16 protein-coding genes are annotated in these 13,470 nt (G+C 70.4%); 2 read left to right on the top strand and 14 right to left on the bottom strand.

Annotated elements, in window-relative coordinates; genetic code table 11:
- Positions 1-10 precede the first annotated feature (10 nt).
- The 6 genes from ITJ64_RS00075 to infC form a co-directional block, all read right to left on the bottom strand.
- The gene (locus ITJ64_RS00075) at positions 11-877 is read right to left on the bottom strand and encodes a glutamate ABC transporter substrate-binding protein (RefSeq protein ID WP_194678766.1); all 867 of its coding nucleotides are present in this window, start codon (positions 875-877) and stop codon (positions 11-13) included.
- Between the two features lie 57 nt (positions 878-934).
- The gene (locus ITJ64_RS00080) at positions 935-1,714 is read right to left on the bottom strand and encodes an amino acid ABC transporter ATP-binding protein (protein WP_304607866.1); all 780 of its coding nucleotides are present in this window, start codon (positions 1,712-1,714) and stop codon (positions 935-937) included.
- A 72-nt stretch (positions 1,715-1,786) separates the two neighbouring features.
- Positions 1,787-2,587, bottom strand: a complete 801-nt coding sequence (locus ITJ64_RS00085; protein WP_194678767.1) for an RNA methyltransferase — start codon at positions 2,585-2,587, stop codon at positions 1,787-1,789.
- A 42-nt stretch (positions 2,588-2,629) separates the two neighbouring features.
- Positions 2,630-3,016, bottom strand: coding sequence for a 50S ribosomal protein L20 (gene rplT / locus ITJ64_RS00090; RefSeq protein WP_137836111.1), 387 nt, complete (start codon positions 3,014-3,016; stop codon positions 2,630-2,632).
- A gap of 43 nt (positions 3,017-3,059) precedes the next feature.
- Positions 3,060-3,254 (bottom strand): 50S ribosomal protein L35, encoded by a 195-nt coding sequence (rpmI, locus tag ITJ64_RS00095; protein WP_173183874.1) that lies wholly within the window; start codon positions 3,252-3,254, stop codon positions 3,060-3,062.
- 54 nt (positions 3,255-3,308) lie between these two features.
- Positions 3,309-3,935 carry a translation initiation factor IF-3 gene (infC, locus tag ITJ64_RS00100; protein WP_194680648.1) on the bottom strand — a complete coding sequence of 209 codons (627 nt, stop codon included), beginning with the start codon at positions 3,933-3,935 and terminating at the stop codon, positions 3,309-3,311.
- A 245-nt stretch (positions 3,936-4,180) separates the two neighbouring features.
- Between infC and ITJ64_RS00105 the strand changes: the two genes are divergently transcribed.
- The gene (locus ITJ64_RS00105) at positions 4,181-4,531 is read left to right on the top strand and encodes a DUF1844 domain-containing protein (RefSeq protein ID WP_194678768.1); all 351 of its coding nucleotides are present in this window, start codon (positions 4,181-4,183) and stop codon (positions 4,529-4,531) included.
- A 6-nt stretch (positions 4,532-4,537) separates the two neighbouring features.
- Here the strand turns inward: ITJ64_RS00105 and ITJ64_RS00110 are convergent, their stop codons facing one another.
- From ITJ64_RS00110 to ITJ64_RS00135, 6 genes are all read right to left on the bottom strand, one after another.
- Positions 4,538-5,302 (bottom strand): SseB family protein, encoded by a 765-nt coding sequence (locus ITJ64_RS00110; protein WP_228507794.1) that lies wholly within the window; start codon positions 5,300-5,302, stop codon positions 4,538-4,540.
- A gap of 37 nt (positions 5,303-5,339) precedes the next feature.
- The gene (gene priA, locus ITJ64_RS00115) at positions 5,340-6,086 is read right to left on the bottom strand and encodes a bifunctional 1-(5-phosphoribosyl)-5-((5-phosphoribosylamino)methylideneamino)imidazole-4-carboxamide isomerase/phosphoribosylanthranilate isomerase PriA (protein WP_194678769.1); all 747 of its coding nucleotides are present in this window, start codon (positions 6,084-6,086) and stop codon (positions 5,340-5,342) included.
- A gap of 129 nt (positions 6,087-6,215) precedes the next feature.
- A complete protein-coding gene (gene hisH / locus ITJ64_RS00120; protein WP_194678770.1) occupies positions 6,216-6,863 on the bottom strand; it encodes an imidazole glycerol phosphate synthase subunit HisH in 648 nt (215 codons plus the stop codon).
- Positions 6,860-7,465, bottom strand: a complete 606-nt coding sequence (gene hisB / locus ITJ64_RS00125) for an imidazoleglycerol-phosphate dehydratase HisB (RefSeq protein WP_194678771.1) — start codon at positions 7,463-7,465, stop codon at positions 6,860-6,862. The genes hisH and hisB overlap by 4 nt, the downstream gene beginning before the upstream one ends.
- A 64-nt stretch (positions 7,466-7,529) precedes the next feature.
- Positions 7,530-8,630 (bottom strand): histidinol-phosphate transaminase, encoded by a 1,101-nt coding sequence (locus ITJ64_RS00130; protein ID WP_194678772.1) that lies wholly within the window; start codon positions 8,628-8,630, stop codon positions 7,530-7,532.
- 88 nt (positions 8,631-8,718) lie between these two features.
- Positions 8,719-9,069: a LysM peptidoglycan-binding domain-containing protein gene (locus tag ITJ64_RS00135; RefSeq protein ID WP_194678773.1), complete on the bottom strand. Its 351-nt coding sequence runs from the start codon at positions 9,067-9,069 to the stop codon at positions 8,719-8,721.
- 225 nt (positions 9,070-9,294) lie between these two features.
- Between ITJ64_RS00135 and lexA the strand changes: the two genes are divergently transcribed.
- Positions 9,295-9,969, top strand: coding sequence for a transcriptional repressor LexA (gene lexA, locus ITJ64_RS00140; protein ID WP_173183867.1), 675 nt, complete (start codon positions 9,295-9,297; stop codon positions 9,967-9,969).
- A gap of 78 nt (positions 9,970-10,047) precedes the next feature.
- Here lexA and metE read toward each other — a convergent pair whose 3' ends face one another.
- Both metE and ITJ64_RS00150 read right to left on the bottom strand, forming a co-directional pair.
- Positions 10,048-12,372 carry a 5-methyltetrahydropteroyltriglutamate--homocysteine S-methyltransferase gene (metE, locus tag ITJ64_RS00145; RefSeq protein WP_194678774.1) on the bottom strand — a complete coding sequence of 775 codons (2,325 nt, stop codon included), beginning with the start codon at positions 12,370-12,372 and terminating at the stop codon, positions 10,048-10,050.
- Positions 12,369-13,301 carry a methylenetetrahydrofolate reductase gene (locus ITJ64_RS00150; RefSeq protein WP_194678775.1) on the bottom strand — a complete coding sequence of 311 codons (933 nt, stop codon included), beginning with the start codon at positions 13,299-13,301 and terminating at the stop codon, positions 12,369-12,371. The genes metE and ITJ64_RS00150 overlap by 4 nt, the downstream gene beginning before the upstream one ends.
- Between the last annotated feature and the right edge of the window lie 169 nt (positions 13,302-13,470).

Genomic DNA, 13,470 nt, shown 5'->3' on the forward strand with positions numbered 1-13,470 from the left:
ACCGGAGGGATCAGTAGCGGTCGACCGCCGGGGGCTCGACGAACGGCAGCACGGCGCCGGCCGTCTCGTTCCACGCCTCCTCGTAGGAGCCGTCCTCGTAGGACTCCTCGAGGGTGTCGTTGATGAAGGTGCGGAAGTCGGTGTCGTCCTTCGCGAGGCCGATGCCGTAGGGCTCCTCGGTGAAGGGCTTGCCGACGACCTGGAACTCGCCCTCGTTCTGCGCGGCGAGGCCGGCGAGGATGACGTTGTCGGTCGAGACCGCCACGACCTGGCCCGTGCGCAGCGGCTCGAGGCAGTTCGTGTAGGTGTCGGTGAGCACCACGTCGGCGCCGAGCGCCTCGAGGTTGGCCGCCGGCGTCGAGCCGGTGACCGAGCAGACCTTCTGGCCGACCAGGTCGTCCTCGGTCTTGATGTCGTCGTTGTCGCTCAGGGTCAGGATGCTCTGGCCGGCGGTGTAGTAGGGACCTGCGAAGGAGATGACCTCCTTGCGCTTGTCGTTGATCGTGTAGGTCGCCACCACGATGTCGACCTCGCCGTTCTGGATGAAGGGCTCGCGGTTGGCCGAGACCGTCTCGACCCAGTTGATCTTGTCGTCGTCGATGCCGAGCTTGTCGGCGATGATCTTGCCGATCTCGACGTCGAAGCCCTCGGGCGTGCCGTCGGGGCCGACGAGCCCGAACAGGGGCTGGTCGAACTTGGTGCCGATGGTGATCTCGCCGGCGCTGGACAGGCGCTCCATGGTCGAGCCGGCCGCGAAGGTGGGCGCCGCCTCGGGCGTCTCCTCGCTGTCGGCGGCGTCGTCGGACCCCGCGCATCCCGTCAGGACCAGGGCGGTCGCCGCGGCGAGTGCGAAGAACGATAGCTTCGTGTGCTTCATTGGTCGTACCTCTCGTGTGCTGTGTTCCCCGCGGCAGACGCGCGGGATGGTTCCCGCCTAGTGGGCGAGGATCTTGGAGAGGAAGTCCTTCGCTCTCGGTGACTGGGGGTTGCCGAAGAACTGCTCGGGCGCAGCCTCTTCCTCGATGCGGCCGTCGGCCATGAAGAGCACGCGGTCGGCCGCCTTGCGCGCGAAGCCCATCTCGTGGGTCACGACGATCATCGTCATGCCGTCTTTCGCGAGGCCGACCATGACGTCGAGCACCTCGTTGATCATCTCCGGGTCGAGCGCGCTGGTGGGCTCGTCGAGCAGGATGAGCTTGGGCTCCATGGCGAGCGACCGCGCGATCGCCACGCGCTGCTGCTGGCCACCCGAGAGCTGGGCCGGCATCTTCTTCGCCTGGTTGGCGACGCCCACGCGCTCGAGCAGGGTCATGGCGCGCGCCTCGGCGTCTTTCCGCGACAGCCCCCGCACCTTCATCGGGGCGAGGGTCACGTTCTCGAGCACCGTCTTGTGCGCGAAGAGGTTGAACGACTGGAACACCATGCCCACGTCGGCCCGCAGCGTCGCGAGCTCGCGCCCCTCGCTCGGCAGCACCGTGCCGTCGATGGTGATGGTGCCGGAGTCGATGGTCTCGAGCCGGTTGATCGCCCGGCAGAACGTGGACTTGCCGGAGCCCGAGGGCCCGATGACCACGACGACCTCGCCGCGGGCGACGGTGGTGGAGATGTCTTTGAGGACGTGCAGCTCACCGAAGTGCTTGTCGACGTGGTCGATCACGACCAGCGGGCCCTCGGCACCACCTGACACTCGAACAGGGGTATCGGCGGATTTCATGATGAAAACCCAACCACACCCGTTCGGGGGGTGCAATTCGAGAAGCGCTTCTGTAACCGAAGCGAAACATTCTCAGGAGCGCAGGGCGAAGGCGCTCTCGTACAGGCACACCGACGCGGCGGTGGCGAGGTTCAGCGACTCGGCCTGGCCGTAGATCGGCAGCGAGACGGCCCGGTCGACGGCGGCGAGGTCGTCGTCGGTGAGCCCTCGGGCCTCGTTTCCGAAGACCCAGGCGGTGGGCTTCGCGAGGAGGCCTGCGGTGCGCACGTCGAGCAGGTCGTCGCCCTTGATGTCGGCGGCGAGGGCCTGCAGACCGGCCTCGCGGGCGCGGCGAAGCACGTCGTCGAGGGTCGCCTCAACGGCGACCGGGAGGTGGAACAGCGAGCCCGTGGTCGAGCGCACCACCTTGGGGTTGTAGAGGTCGACCGAGCGCCCCGTCAGGATGACCGCGTCGGCACCCGCCGCATCCGCCGCCCGGATGATCGTGCCCGCGTTGCCGGGGTCGCGAACCTCCTCCAGCACCGCGACGAGACGCGGGCCGGCGGCGAAGATGTCTTTCAGGGCCGTGGGGAACTGGCGGCAGACGGCGATGAAGCCCTGCGGCGTCACGGTGTCGGCCATCGAGTCGAGCACCGGCTCGGTGACGAACTCGACGTCGATGCCGGCGTCGGAGGCCCGCCGCGCGATGTCGGCGTGGCGCTCCAGCGCCGTCGGAGTGGCGAACAGGTCGATCACGAGGTGCGGCGCGAACGTCAGCGCCTCGACGACCGCCTGCGGCCCCTCCAAGAGGAAGAGCCCGGTCTCGGACCGGGCTCCCTTCTTGGCGAGTTTCGCCACAGCCCGAACGCGCGGTGATCGCGGATTGTCGAGCATGCGGCTGGCTCTCTTCTGTTGTGTGTCGTGCAGCGGCTGAGGCTACGCGGCGGTCTTCGGAGCCGAGGTGTCGGCGGGAAGAGCGGCCTTGGCGCTCGCGACGATCGACGCGAAGGTGGCGGGCTCGTTCACGGCGAGCTCGGCCAGGATGCGGCGGTCGACCTCGATGCCGGCCAGGGCGAGGCCCTGGATGAGGCGGTTGTAGGTCAGGCCGTTCGCACGCGACGCGGCGTTGATGCGCTGGATCCACAGGCGGCGGAAGTCGCCCTTGCGCGCACGGCGGTCACGGTAGGAGTAGACGAGGGAGTGGGTGACCTGCTCCTTGGCCTTGCGGTACAGACGCGACCGCTGACCGCGGTAGCCCTCGGCGCGCTCGAGGATGACCCGACGCTTCTTGTGGGCGTTGACAGCCCTCTTCACTCTTGCCATTGCTCTTCTTCTTTCTCGTCTAGGTCGGCTGCTGCAGCGGTGGCTACAGGCCGAGAAGCTTCTTGGCGACCTTGGTGTCGGCCTTGGACAGCACCTGGTCCTTGTTCAGGCGAGCCTTGCGCCCGGGAGCCTTGACCTCCAGGTTGTGGCGCATACCGGCCTGCTGCTTCATGATCTTTCCGCTGCCGGTGACCTTGAAACGCTTCTTGGCACCGGAGTGCGTCTTCTGCTTGGGCATGGTTCTCCTTGTGTTGTTCGGGCTTTTCGCGGCCGGGGAGGCCGGTCGGGATTACTACTCGGCCGAGGTGGCCGGAGCTGCCGGCTCGTCGCCGGGGTTCGTGGGGGCCGGCTCGTGAGCTCGGGCCTTGTTCGCATCGCGCTTCGCGTTCTGCTCGGCCTTGGCCTCTGACTTGTTCTTCAGCGGGCCGATGACCATGACCATGTTGCGGCCGTCGATGGTCGGGGTCGACTCGACGGTGCCGAACTCGGAGACGTCTTCCGCGAAGCGCTGGAGCAGACGCACGCCCTGGTCGGGACGCGACTGCTCACGACCGCGGAAGAGGATCATCGCCTTGACCTTGTCGCCCGCCTTGAGGAAGCCCTCGGCGCGCTTGCGCTTGGTCTCGTAGTCGTGCACGTCGATCTTCAGGCGGAAGCGCACCTCCTTGAGGATGGTGTTCGCCTGGTTGCGGCGGGCCTCCTTGGCCTTCTGCGCGGCTTCGTACTTGAACTTTCCGTAGTCCATGATCTTCGCGACCGGGGGCTTGGAGTTGGGCGCGACCTCGACGAGGTCGAGGTCAGCCTCCTGGGCGAGCCGGAGCGCGACGTCGATGCTGACGACGCCGACCTGCTCGCCACCGGGGCCCACGAGGCGGACCTCGGGGACACGGATACGGTCGTTTGTACGGGGATCGCTGATGCGTTGCTCCTTAGTTTCGTGTCTGGGCGAAAGCAAGGAACCACGCGCGCTCGCGAATTCTCATTCGCATCACGGCACGTCACACCCGGTCTTCCCGCCGGAGCGGGAGGGGTGTGCAGACCCGGTAACCTGATGAAGCGGTATGCGCGGGTGGGAGATTCTCCACTTTCGTACTGGGGCCGATGACCCCAGAGCCTCGAAGAGTCTAGCAGAGACTCGCCCCGAACAGTAAGGACTTCTTCGCGATGAGCGACTCCAGCCACTTCGACGACAGCTCAGACGCCATCCGCGACATCGCGGAGGTGCCGGCCGTCGAGGTCATCACGACCACCGCGGTGCACCTCATGAGCGCCGCCGCCGTGAAGTGCGGCCTGGCCGACGACCCCGATCTCGAGCTCGACCTCGACGAGGCGCGCAAGCTCATCACGGCCCTCGCGGGGCTCGTCACCGCGTCGGCGCCGTTCCTCGGAGACCAACACGCCCGCAGCCTGCGCGACGGGCTGCGGTCGCTGCAGCTGGCGTTCCGCGAGGCGTCCGCGGTGCCCGACGCCATCGGCGAGGGCCCGGGCGAGAAGTACACCGGCCCCGTCAGCTGAGCCGGCTCAGGGCAGGGCGGTCAGGCGCACCCCGAGCGAGTCGACGCGCTCCGCGATGAGCGGATGCGCGGCCCAGCGCTCCTGCAGGCGTGACGTCAGCGCGCCGAGCGCCGCCTGGTCGAGCCCGGGCACGAGGGCCAGCACGACCACGACGTCGTGCCCGAGCATCCGGTAGCCGGGGTCGCCGGCCACCAGGCGGAGGGCCGCCACCGCGGGTTCGCCGGCGATGCTGGCCTCGAACGCGGCGAGCACCTCGGGGTCATCCACCGCGGGCACCCACGGGGTGCTGCGGGCGATGGCCCAGACCGCGGGGCGGCGCAGCACGAACTCGGTCGCGGAGCCCGGGTCGAGCACGATCAGCTCGGTGTCCTCGGCGACGGCGGCCAGCGCCATGCGGGGCGCGGCGACCGGGATCGGGCGGGCCGTGGGGTTCCAGGCGCCGAGCGCCGCCACCGAGGTGAAGGCCGGGAGGACGGTGCGGCCGCCGGGGCCGGCGACCGTGACGAGGGAGAGCTCCTGCGTCTTGTCGACGCGGAGGCCCGTGTCGGTCACGCCCTCGTCGCCGGCGTGGGCCACGAGCGGGACGAGCAGGCGCACGTCGCGGACGGCGTCGACCACTGCATCCGGAGACCCCTCGCCCGCGCGGAACGCCGTCAGCGCAGCGAGGAGCGCGGGCGGGGCGCTGCCGTCGTCGTCGCTCGGGGTGCCGTGCGAGTCGAAGTGCCGCCCCTGCCAGGGCTGACCGGCGGAGTCGGCGAAGTGGGAGGGCAGGGAACGGGCCGCGGGCGGGCCGTCGTGCCCGGTGTCGTCAGTCAGACGCCACGTCCAGGGCTTCGGCGAGCGTGAACGCGCCCGAGTAGAGGGCGCGGCCGACGATGGCGCCCTCGAGGCCGAGCGGCACGAGTGCGCGCAGCTCGACGAGGTCGTCGAGGCTCGAGATGCCGCCCGAGGCGATCACCGGGCGGGAGGTGCGCTCCATGACCTGGCGGAGGAGGTCGACGTTCGGGCCCTTCAGCGTGCCGTCCTTCGTGACGTCGGTGACGACGTAGCGGGCGCAGCCGGCCTCCTCGAGGCGGTCCATGACGTGCCAGAGGTCGCCGCCGTCCTGCGTCCAGCCGCGGGCGGCGAGGGTCGTGCCGCGCACGTCGAGACCGACCGCGACGGCGTCGCCGTACTGGGCGATGACGCTCGCGGCCCACTCAGGGTTCTCGAGGGCGGCCGTGCCGAGGTTGATGCGCTTGGCGCCCGACTCGAGCGCGGTCTCGAGGCTGCGGTCGTCGCGGATGCCGCCGGACACCTCGACGTTCACGCCCTTGGCCTGGCGGATGACCTTCTTGATCACGCCGAGGTTGCTGCCGCGGCCGAAGGCGGCGTCGAGGTCGACGAGGTGGATCCACTCCGCACCCTGCGAGACCCAGTCGACCGCCGCGTCGACCGGGTCGCCGTGGAAGGTCTCGGTGCCGGCCTCGCCCTGCGTCAGTCGCACGGCCTTGCCGCCCGAGACGTCGACGGCGGGCAGCAGCACGAGGGCCGGTGCCTTGTTGAACTCGCTCATGAGGTGTCCTTGCTGGTGCGGAGGGCGTGGATGCCCCCCGCGATCGTAGCGACTCGGGCGGCCGGCGTCGAAACGGGGGCCGCGCATCCGCTCGTCTGCGAACCCCGGCCGCTCGGGGGCGTGCGCGCGTCAGCGACGGAGCGAGGCGATCCAGTTCTGCAGCAGGCGGATGCCCGCGTCGCCGGATTTCTCGGGGTGGAACTGGGTGGCCGAGAGTGGGCCGTTCTCGACCGCCGCGATGAAGCGCCCGCCGTGGTCGGCCCAGGTGACCCGCGCGGGGCGGCGCTTGGGGTCGGGGTCGATCTGCCAGTCCTGGGCGGCGTAGGAGTGGACAAAGTAGAAGCGCTCGTCGCGGATGCCGTCGAACAGGACCGACTCCTCGGGGGCGTCGACCGTGTTCCAGCCCATGTGCGGCACGACCTCGGCCTTCAGGGGCTCGACGACACCGGGCCACTCGCCGAGGCCTTCGGTGTCGACACCGCGCTCGATGCCGTCGGCGAACATGACCTGCATGCCGACGCAGATGCCGAGCACGGGGCGACCGCCGGCGAGACGTCGGTCGATGACCTCTCCCCCGCGCACGGCGGTGAGCTGGTCCATCACGGCGCTGAAGGCTCCGACGCCCGGGACGAGGAGGCCGTCGGCGTCCATCGCCTTCTGCCGGTCGCCCGTGACGGTGACGTCGGCCCCGGCACGCTCGAGGGCCTTCGCCGCCGAGTGGATGTTGCCGCTGCCGTAGTCGAGCACGACGACGCTCGGCGCGCCCTTCGTGCTCACAGTGCGCCCTTCGTCGAGGGGATGCCCGTCACCAGCGGGTCGAGCGCCTTGGCCTGGCGGAAGGCGCGCGCGAAGGCCTTGAACTCGGCCTCGGCGATGTGGTGCGGGTCGCGGCCGCCGAGCACGGTGACGTGCACGGTGAGACCGGCGTTGAAGGTGATGGCCTCGAAGACGTGGCGAACCATCGAGCCCGTGAAGTGACCGCCGATCAGGTGATACTCGAAGCCGGCGGGCTCGCCGGAGTGCACGAGGAACGGGCGGCCCGAGATGTCGACGACGGCCTGCACGAGCGCCTCGTCGAGGGGCACGAGGGCGTCGCCGAAGCGCGAGATGCCGGCCTTGTCGCCGAGGGCCTGGCGGATCGCCTGGCCGAGCAGGATGCCCGTGTCCTCCACCGTGTGGTGCACGTCGATGTGGGTGTCGCCCGTGGCCCGCACCGTGAGGTCGGTGAGGGAGTGCTTCGCGAAGGCGGTGAGCAGGTGGTCGTAGAACGGCACCGAGGTCTGGATGTCGGAGACGCCGGTGCCGTCGAGGTCGAGGCTCAGCTCGATCGAGGACTCGCTCGTCTCGCGCTGCAGGCGGGCGGTGCGGGGTTCGGTCATGGGGTCAATCCTATCCGCGGGCGCCGGGGTGGCGGCGGGATGCGCGGGTGGGGGCGGGTGGGCGCTAGGAGCGGAGCGGGGTGAGCTCGCGCAGGGCGTCGAGGAAGGCCGTGGTCTCGGCGGCGGTGCCGGCGCTGACGCGGAGGTGGCCCGGGATGCTGAGGTTGCGGATGATGATGCCGCGGTCGAGCAGCTGCTGCCAGAGCGCGGCCGGGTCGTCGACGCCGCCGAAGAGCACGAAGTTCGCGGCGGTGGGCCAGGGCGAGTAGCCGAGGGCGGCGAGCTCGTCGACCATGCGGTCGCGCTGCGCCTTGATGTCGTCGACCATCGCGAGCATCTCGGGGGCGTGGGCGAGCGCCGCGACGGCGGCCGCCTGGGTCAGCGCCGAGAGGTGGTAGGGCAGGCGGACGAGCCGCAGCGCATCCGTCACCGCCGGATCGGCCGCCAGGTAGCCGAGACGGGCGCCCGCGAAGGCGAAGGCCTTGCTCATGGTGCGCGAGACGATCAGGCGCGGGCGGCCCTCGAGCAGCGACAGCGCGGTGGCCTCACCGGCGGGGGCGAACTCGGCGTAGGCCTCGTCGACCACGACGATGCCGTCGAAGGCGTCGTAGGCCGCCCGGATCGTGTCGAGGCCGAGCGCGGTGCCCGTGGGGTTGTTGGGGGCGCAGAAGAAGACGATGTCGGGCGTGGTCTTCTGGATCCACTCCACCGCGGTGGAGGGCGAGATCAGGAAGCCGGGGTCGCGTTCGCCGTCGATCCACCGGGTGCCGGTGCCCTGGGCGATGATCGAGTGCATCGAGTAGGTGGGTGGGAAGCCCAGCACCGAGCGGCCGGGGCCGCCGAACGCCATCATGATCTGCTGGAGGATCTCGTTCGAGCCGTTCGCCGCCCAGATGTGCTCGCGGGTGATGCCCGTTTCCGGCGCGGTGCCCTCGAGGTAGCCCGCGAGCGACTCGCGGAGGGCGGTGAACTCGCGGTCGGGGTACCGGTTGACGGTGATGAGCTCGCGAGCGATCGACTCGATGATGTCGCGGGCGACGTCTTCGGGGATCGGGTGCGTGTTCTCGTTGACGTTGAGCTCGACCGGCAGGTGCAGGTGCGGGGCGCCGTAGGGCTCGAGACCACGGAGGTCGTCGCGGATGGGCAGCTCGTCGAGGGAGGTCACCCCGAAAGCCTACCGATCCGCCGCGGGTGCCCGCCGTGTCGACGGCCCGTCGAGCGCGCGAGATTGCCGGCGGGCGGGTGGAGTGGGGCTAGTCGGCGAGGTCGGCCGGGACGGCGATGCGCTGCCCCGGCTGCACCGACGACGTGGCCAGCTGGTTCAGGCTGCGGATCTCGGCGATGACATCACGCGGGTCGGACTCGGGGGCGATCGTCTCGGCGATGCTCCAGAGCGACTGGCCGGCCTGCACCGTCAGGTAGTCGAACTCGGTCGTGACCGAGGAGCCCGTGGCGACCGCCGAGCCACCTGCAGCGAGGGCCGCGACGCTGAGCGCGGCGACGATCGGTGCGGCGACCACGGCGGCGAGGACCTTGCGGCCCCGTGCCGTGATGCGCAGGTGGGTGCTGGGGGTGGTGCTCACGTTCGCTGCTGCGATGCTCATGATTCCTCCTGGGGTGTTCGCACCGACGGTCGGCCGGGACCGCCGGTGCGAAGTTATGTTCCGAATCTATATTCGAATGTGGCTGTGGTCAAGTGGCGATCTGGACGGGAATCGGCGACACACTCGAACACAGATGCGTTTTCGAGCAGTTCTCGGATACAGTTTCGATCGACAGCTGAATCACATCACCAACCACCGACATCGGTGGAGGAAGCGCAGGGAGACGTGGCGAACGACACCGGCCGCACCAGACGGCGGAAGAGTCTCAGCGACAAACAGCTCGCCATCCTCGACGTGATCCAGCGCTCCGTGCTGTCACGCGGCTACCCGCCGAGCATGCGCGAGATCGGCGACGCCGTCGGCCTCGCCTCGCTCTCCAGCGTCACGCACCAGCTCAACCAGCTCGAGCTCTCGGGCTACCTGCGCCGCGACCCGAACCGGCCGCGCGCGATGGAGGTGCTGATCGACGTGCCGTCGCTCGAGGAGTCCCCCTCCCCCGACGCCGACTCCGCTCCCCCCGTGGGCGACGCCACCCTGGTGCCGCTGGTCGGCCGCATCGCCGCGGGCATCCCGATCACGGCCGAGCAGCAGGTCGACGAGGTCTTCCCCCTGCCCCGTCAGCTCGTCGGCAACGGCGACCTCTTCATGCTCAAGGTCGTCGGGGAGTCGATGATCGACGCCGCCATCTGCGACGGCGACTGGGTGGTCATCCGGCAGCAGAACACCGCCGAGAACGGCGACATCGTCGCCGCCATGCTCGACGAGGAGGCCACCGTCAAGGTGTTCCGCCAGCGTGACGGCCACACCTGGCTGCTCCCCCGCAACAGCAACTTCGAGCCCATCCTCGGCGACTACGCCACGGTGCTCGGCAAGGTCGTGGCGGTCCTCCGCGCGGTGTGACCCCCTGGAGCGCGTCCGCCCCGCGCAGACGGAAGCCCCCGGCCGCCTCACGGTGACCGGGGGCTTCTCGTTCCCCCGTCAGGCGGAGGTGGTGGCGCGGCTGCGCACCCGGTTCGTCGCCTCGATGACGTTCTTCAGCGACTCGACGGTCTCGTCGTAGCCGCGGGTCTTCAGGCCGCAGTCGGGGTTGACCCAGAGCTGGCGCTCGGGAACCGCGCCGAGCGCCTTCTCCAGCAGCTCCGTGACCTCGTCGACGCTCGGCACGCGGGGCGAGTGGATGTCGTAGACGCCCGGGCCCACGCCGTGGTCGAAGCCCGAGGACTCGATGTCGTGCACGACGTCCATCCGCGACCGCGCCGCCTCGATCGACGTCACGTCGGCGTCGAGCTTGCGGATGGCGTCGATGACGACGCCGAACTCCGAGTAGCAGAGGTGCGTGTGGATCTGCGTCGCCGTGCGCACGCCGGCGGTGGCCAGCTTGAACGAGCCGACCGACCAGTCGAGGTACTCCTCCTGGTCGCGCTGCTTCAGCGGCAGCAGCTCGCGGAGCGCCGGCTCGTCGACCTGCACGATGCCGATGCCGGCCGACTCGAGGTCGGCGATCTCGTCGCGGAGCGCGAACGCCACCTGACGGGCGGTCTCGCCGAGCGGCTGGTCGTCGCGCACGAACGACCAGGCGAGGATCGTCACCGGGCCGGTCAGCATGCCCTTCACGGGCTTCGGGGTGAGCGACTGCGTGTACACCGACCAGTCGACCGTGATCGGTGCCGGCCGGGACACGTCGCCCCAGAGGATCGACGGGCGCGTACAGCGGCTGCCGTACGACTGCACCCAGCCGTTCTCGGTCACCGCGAAGCCGTCGAGGTTCTCGGCGAAGTACTGCACCATGTCGTTGCGCTCCGGCTCGCCGTGCACGAGCACGTCGAGGCCGATCTCCTCCTGCAGCTTGACCACCCGGCGGATCTCGGCGCGCATCAGCTCGGTGTACTCCTCCGAGCTCAGCTCGCCCTTGACGAAACGGGCACGGGCGCGGCGGATGTCACCGGTCTGCGGGAACGAGCCGATCGTCGTGGTGGGAAGGAACGGGAGGGCGAGGGCCGCCTCCTGGGCCTCGAGGCGCTCCGCGTAGGCCGCGCGGGAGAAGTCGCCACCCGTGAGGGCGGCCTCCCGGAGGCGGACGTCGCCGTCGCGGACTCCCGGTGCCGCCAGACGGTCGGCGAGAGCATCCGTCGCCGCGGCGAGCTCGGACTCGATGGCCACCCGGCCACCGCTCAGGCCGTGCGCCAGAGTGGCGATCTGCTGCACCTTCTGGTCGGCGAAGGCCAGCCAGGAGACCAGGCGCGGGTCGAGCTTGGTCTCGTCCTCGACGTCGTGTGGCAGGTGCTGCAGCGAGGTCGAGGAGGAGACCGAGACGTTGAAGGTGAGGGCGCCGAGGGCCTCGAGCTTGTCGTACGCGGCGGCCAGGTCGCCGCGCCAGATGTTGTGGCCGTCGACCACGCCGCCGACGAGCACGGTCTCGCCGAGGTGCTCGACGTGGGTCGGCAGCGACCCGCGCACGAGGTCGAGGCCGATCGCCTCGACGCCCGAGTCGACGAGCACCGGCAGCGCGTCGTCGAGGCTGTTGTAGGCGGCGGCCACGAAGATCGAGGGCCGCTCCCCCGCGGTGAGTGCGGCGTAGGCGAGGCGGGTCGCCTCGAGGGTGGTCGCGCGGTCGACGTCGATGCTCTCGCTGACCAGGGCGGACTCGTCGAGCTGCACCCACTCGGCCCCCGCATCCGCCAGCTTCGCGAGCAGCTCGGCGTAGACCGGCAGCAGCTCCTCGAGGCGGTCGATCGGGCGGAAGCCATCGGGTGCGTCGTCGCTCGGCTTGCTCAGCAGCAGCAGGGTGACCGGGCCGACGATCGACGGGCGGGTCAGGTATCCCTCGGCCTTGGCCTCGAGGAACTCCTCGAGCAGGCGGTCGCTCGCCAGCGAGAACACCGTCGAGGGGCCGATCTCGGGCACGAGGTAGTGGTAGTTCGTGTCGAACCACTTCGTCATCTCGAGCGGCGCCCGGCTGCCCTCGCCGCGCGCGACGGTGAAGTAGCCGGCGAGGTCGAGGCGGCCGTCGGCACCGGCGAGGTCGGCGAAGCGGGTCGGGATCGCCCCCACGGTCACCGCCGCGTCGAGCACCTGGTCGTAGAACGAGAAGCTCTCGGGGATCGAGGAGTCGCTCTGGCCGAGGCCCAGCTCGACGAGGCGCGCGCGGGTCGCCGAGCGCAGACCGGCGGCCGTGCTCTCGAGCTCGGCGGCGTCGATGCGACCGGCCCAGAACGCCTCGACGGCCTTCTTGAGCTCGCGCCGGCGACCGATGCGGGGGTAGCCGAGGACGGTGCCGGCGGGGAACGAGGTCTGGTTCGTCATGCGTATTCCTTGATCGAGGGTGAGACGAGGCCGCATTCGCGGAGCACCCCGAGGGCGGCCTCGTGCTGGTTGAACGTGTAGAGGTGGAGTGAGGGGGCGCCGCCCGCGAGCACGGCGCGGGCGAGGCGGGTGGCGTGCTCGACGCCGATCTCCCGGCGGGCGGTCTCGTCGGGGGCCTGTTCGAGCGCGTCGAGCAGGTCGGCGGGCACGGCCTCGCCCGACAGCTCGGCGACCCGGCGCAGCCGCGCGGCGCTCGTGACCGGCATGATGCCCGGGATGATCGGCATCGTGACCCCGGCCTCGCGGGCGCGGGCGACGAAGCCGAGGTAGTCGTCGGCCTCGAAGAAGAGCTGCGTGACCGCGAAGTCGGCCCCGGCCACCTGCTTCGCCAGCAGCGCGTCGACGTCGTCGAAGCCCGAGCGGTTGCGCGGATGCCCGTTCGGGAAGGCCGCGACCGAGACCTCGAGCTTCTGACGCTTCGGCTCCACGCGGCTCGTGCCGGGCAGCCCGGGCAGCCCGACCTCGGTGTACGGGATGCGCTCGGCCTGCACGCGGTGGATCAGCTGCACCAGCTCGCTCGCGCTGGCCAGGTCGCCCAGCTCGATCTCGTCCTCGGGCACGCCCGCCGGCGGGTCGCCGCGGAGCGCGAGGAAGCTCGTCACGCCCGCCTCGATGAACTCCCGGATGACGACGGTCGCCTGGGCGTGCGAGTTGCCGACGCAGGTGAGGTGGGCGAGCGCCCGCACCGGCGTGGTGCGGTGGATGTGCCGCAGCAGGTCGAGCGAGGAGTCACGGCTCGTGCCGTTGGCACCGTAGGTGACCGAGATGAACTGCGGCCCGACGGCGGCGAGCTCGCGCACGGTCTCGCGCACGGCTCTGGCCGACGCCTCGGTGCGGGGCGGGAACAGTTCGAACGAGAACCCGGTCATCTACTCTCTCCCTCCGTTCGCACGCACGACTGACGGCGATCGCGGGCGGGTGCCGGGCTCGGCTGTCGCACCATGAGCCACGCGGTGCGGCTGACGATGGGTCGACTCTACGAGCGGGCGGGGCCGGCGGGAAGCGTTGTGACGCACTATGACGGCGGATGCCCCGGGC

It is taken from the genome of Herbiconiux sp. VKM Ac-1786 (genome assembly GCF_015350805.1).
GTDB lineage: Bacteria > Actinomycetota > Actinomycetes > Actinomycetales > Microbacteriaceae > Herbiconiux.

Bases quoted from the DNA above. Each gene is read 5' to 3' on its own strand.
- ITJ64_RS00075 (WP_194678766.1), bottom strand. From the start codon at position 877: ATGAAGCACACGAAGCTATCGTTCTTCGCACTCGCCGCGGCGACCGCC.
- ITJ64_RS00080 (WP_304607866.1), bottom strand. From the start codon at position 1,714: ATGAAATCCGCCGATACCCCTGTTCGAGTGTCAGGTGGTGCCGAGGGC.
- ITJ64_RS00085 (WP_194678767.1), bottom strand. From the start codon at position 2,587: ATGCTCGACAATCCGCGATCACCGCGCGTTCGGGCTGTGGCGAAACTC.
- rplT (WP_137836111.1), bottom strand. From the start codon at position 3,016: ATGGCAAGAGTGAAGAGGGCTGTCAACGCCCACAAGAAGCGTCGGGTC.
- rpmI (WP_173183874.1), bottom strand. From the start codon at position 3,254: ATGCCCAAGCAGAAGACGCACTCCGGTGCCAAGAAGCGTTTCAAGGTC.
- ITJ64_RS00105 (WP_194678768.1), top strand. From the start codon at position 4,181: ATGAGCGACTCCAGCCACTTCGACGACAGCTCAGACGCCATCCGCGAC.
- priA (WP_194678769.1), bottom strand. From the start codon at position 6,086: ATGAGCGAGTTCAACAAGGCACCGGCCCTCGTGCTGCTGCCCGCCGTC.
- hisB (WP_194678771.1), bottom strand. From the start codon at position 7,465: ATGACCGAACCCCGCACCGCCCGCCTGCAGCGCGAGACGAGCGAGTCC.
- ITJ64_RS00135 (WP_194678773.1), bottom strand. From the start codon at position 9,069: ATGAGCATCGCAGCAGCGAACGTGAGCACCACCCCCAGCACCCACCTG.
- metE (WP_194678774.1), bottom strand. From the start codon at position 12,372: ATGACGAACCAGACCTCGTTCCCCGCCGGCACCGTCCTCGGCTACCCC.
- ITJ64_RS00150 (WP_194678775.1), bottom strand. From the start codon at position 13,301: ATGACCGGGTTCTCGTTCGAACTGTTCCCGCCCCGCACCGAGGCGTCG.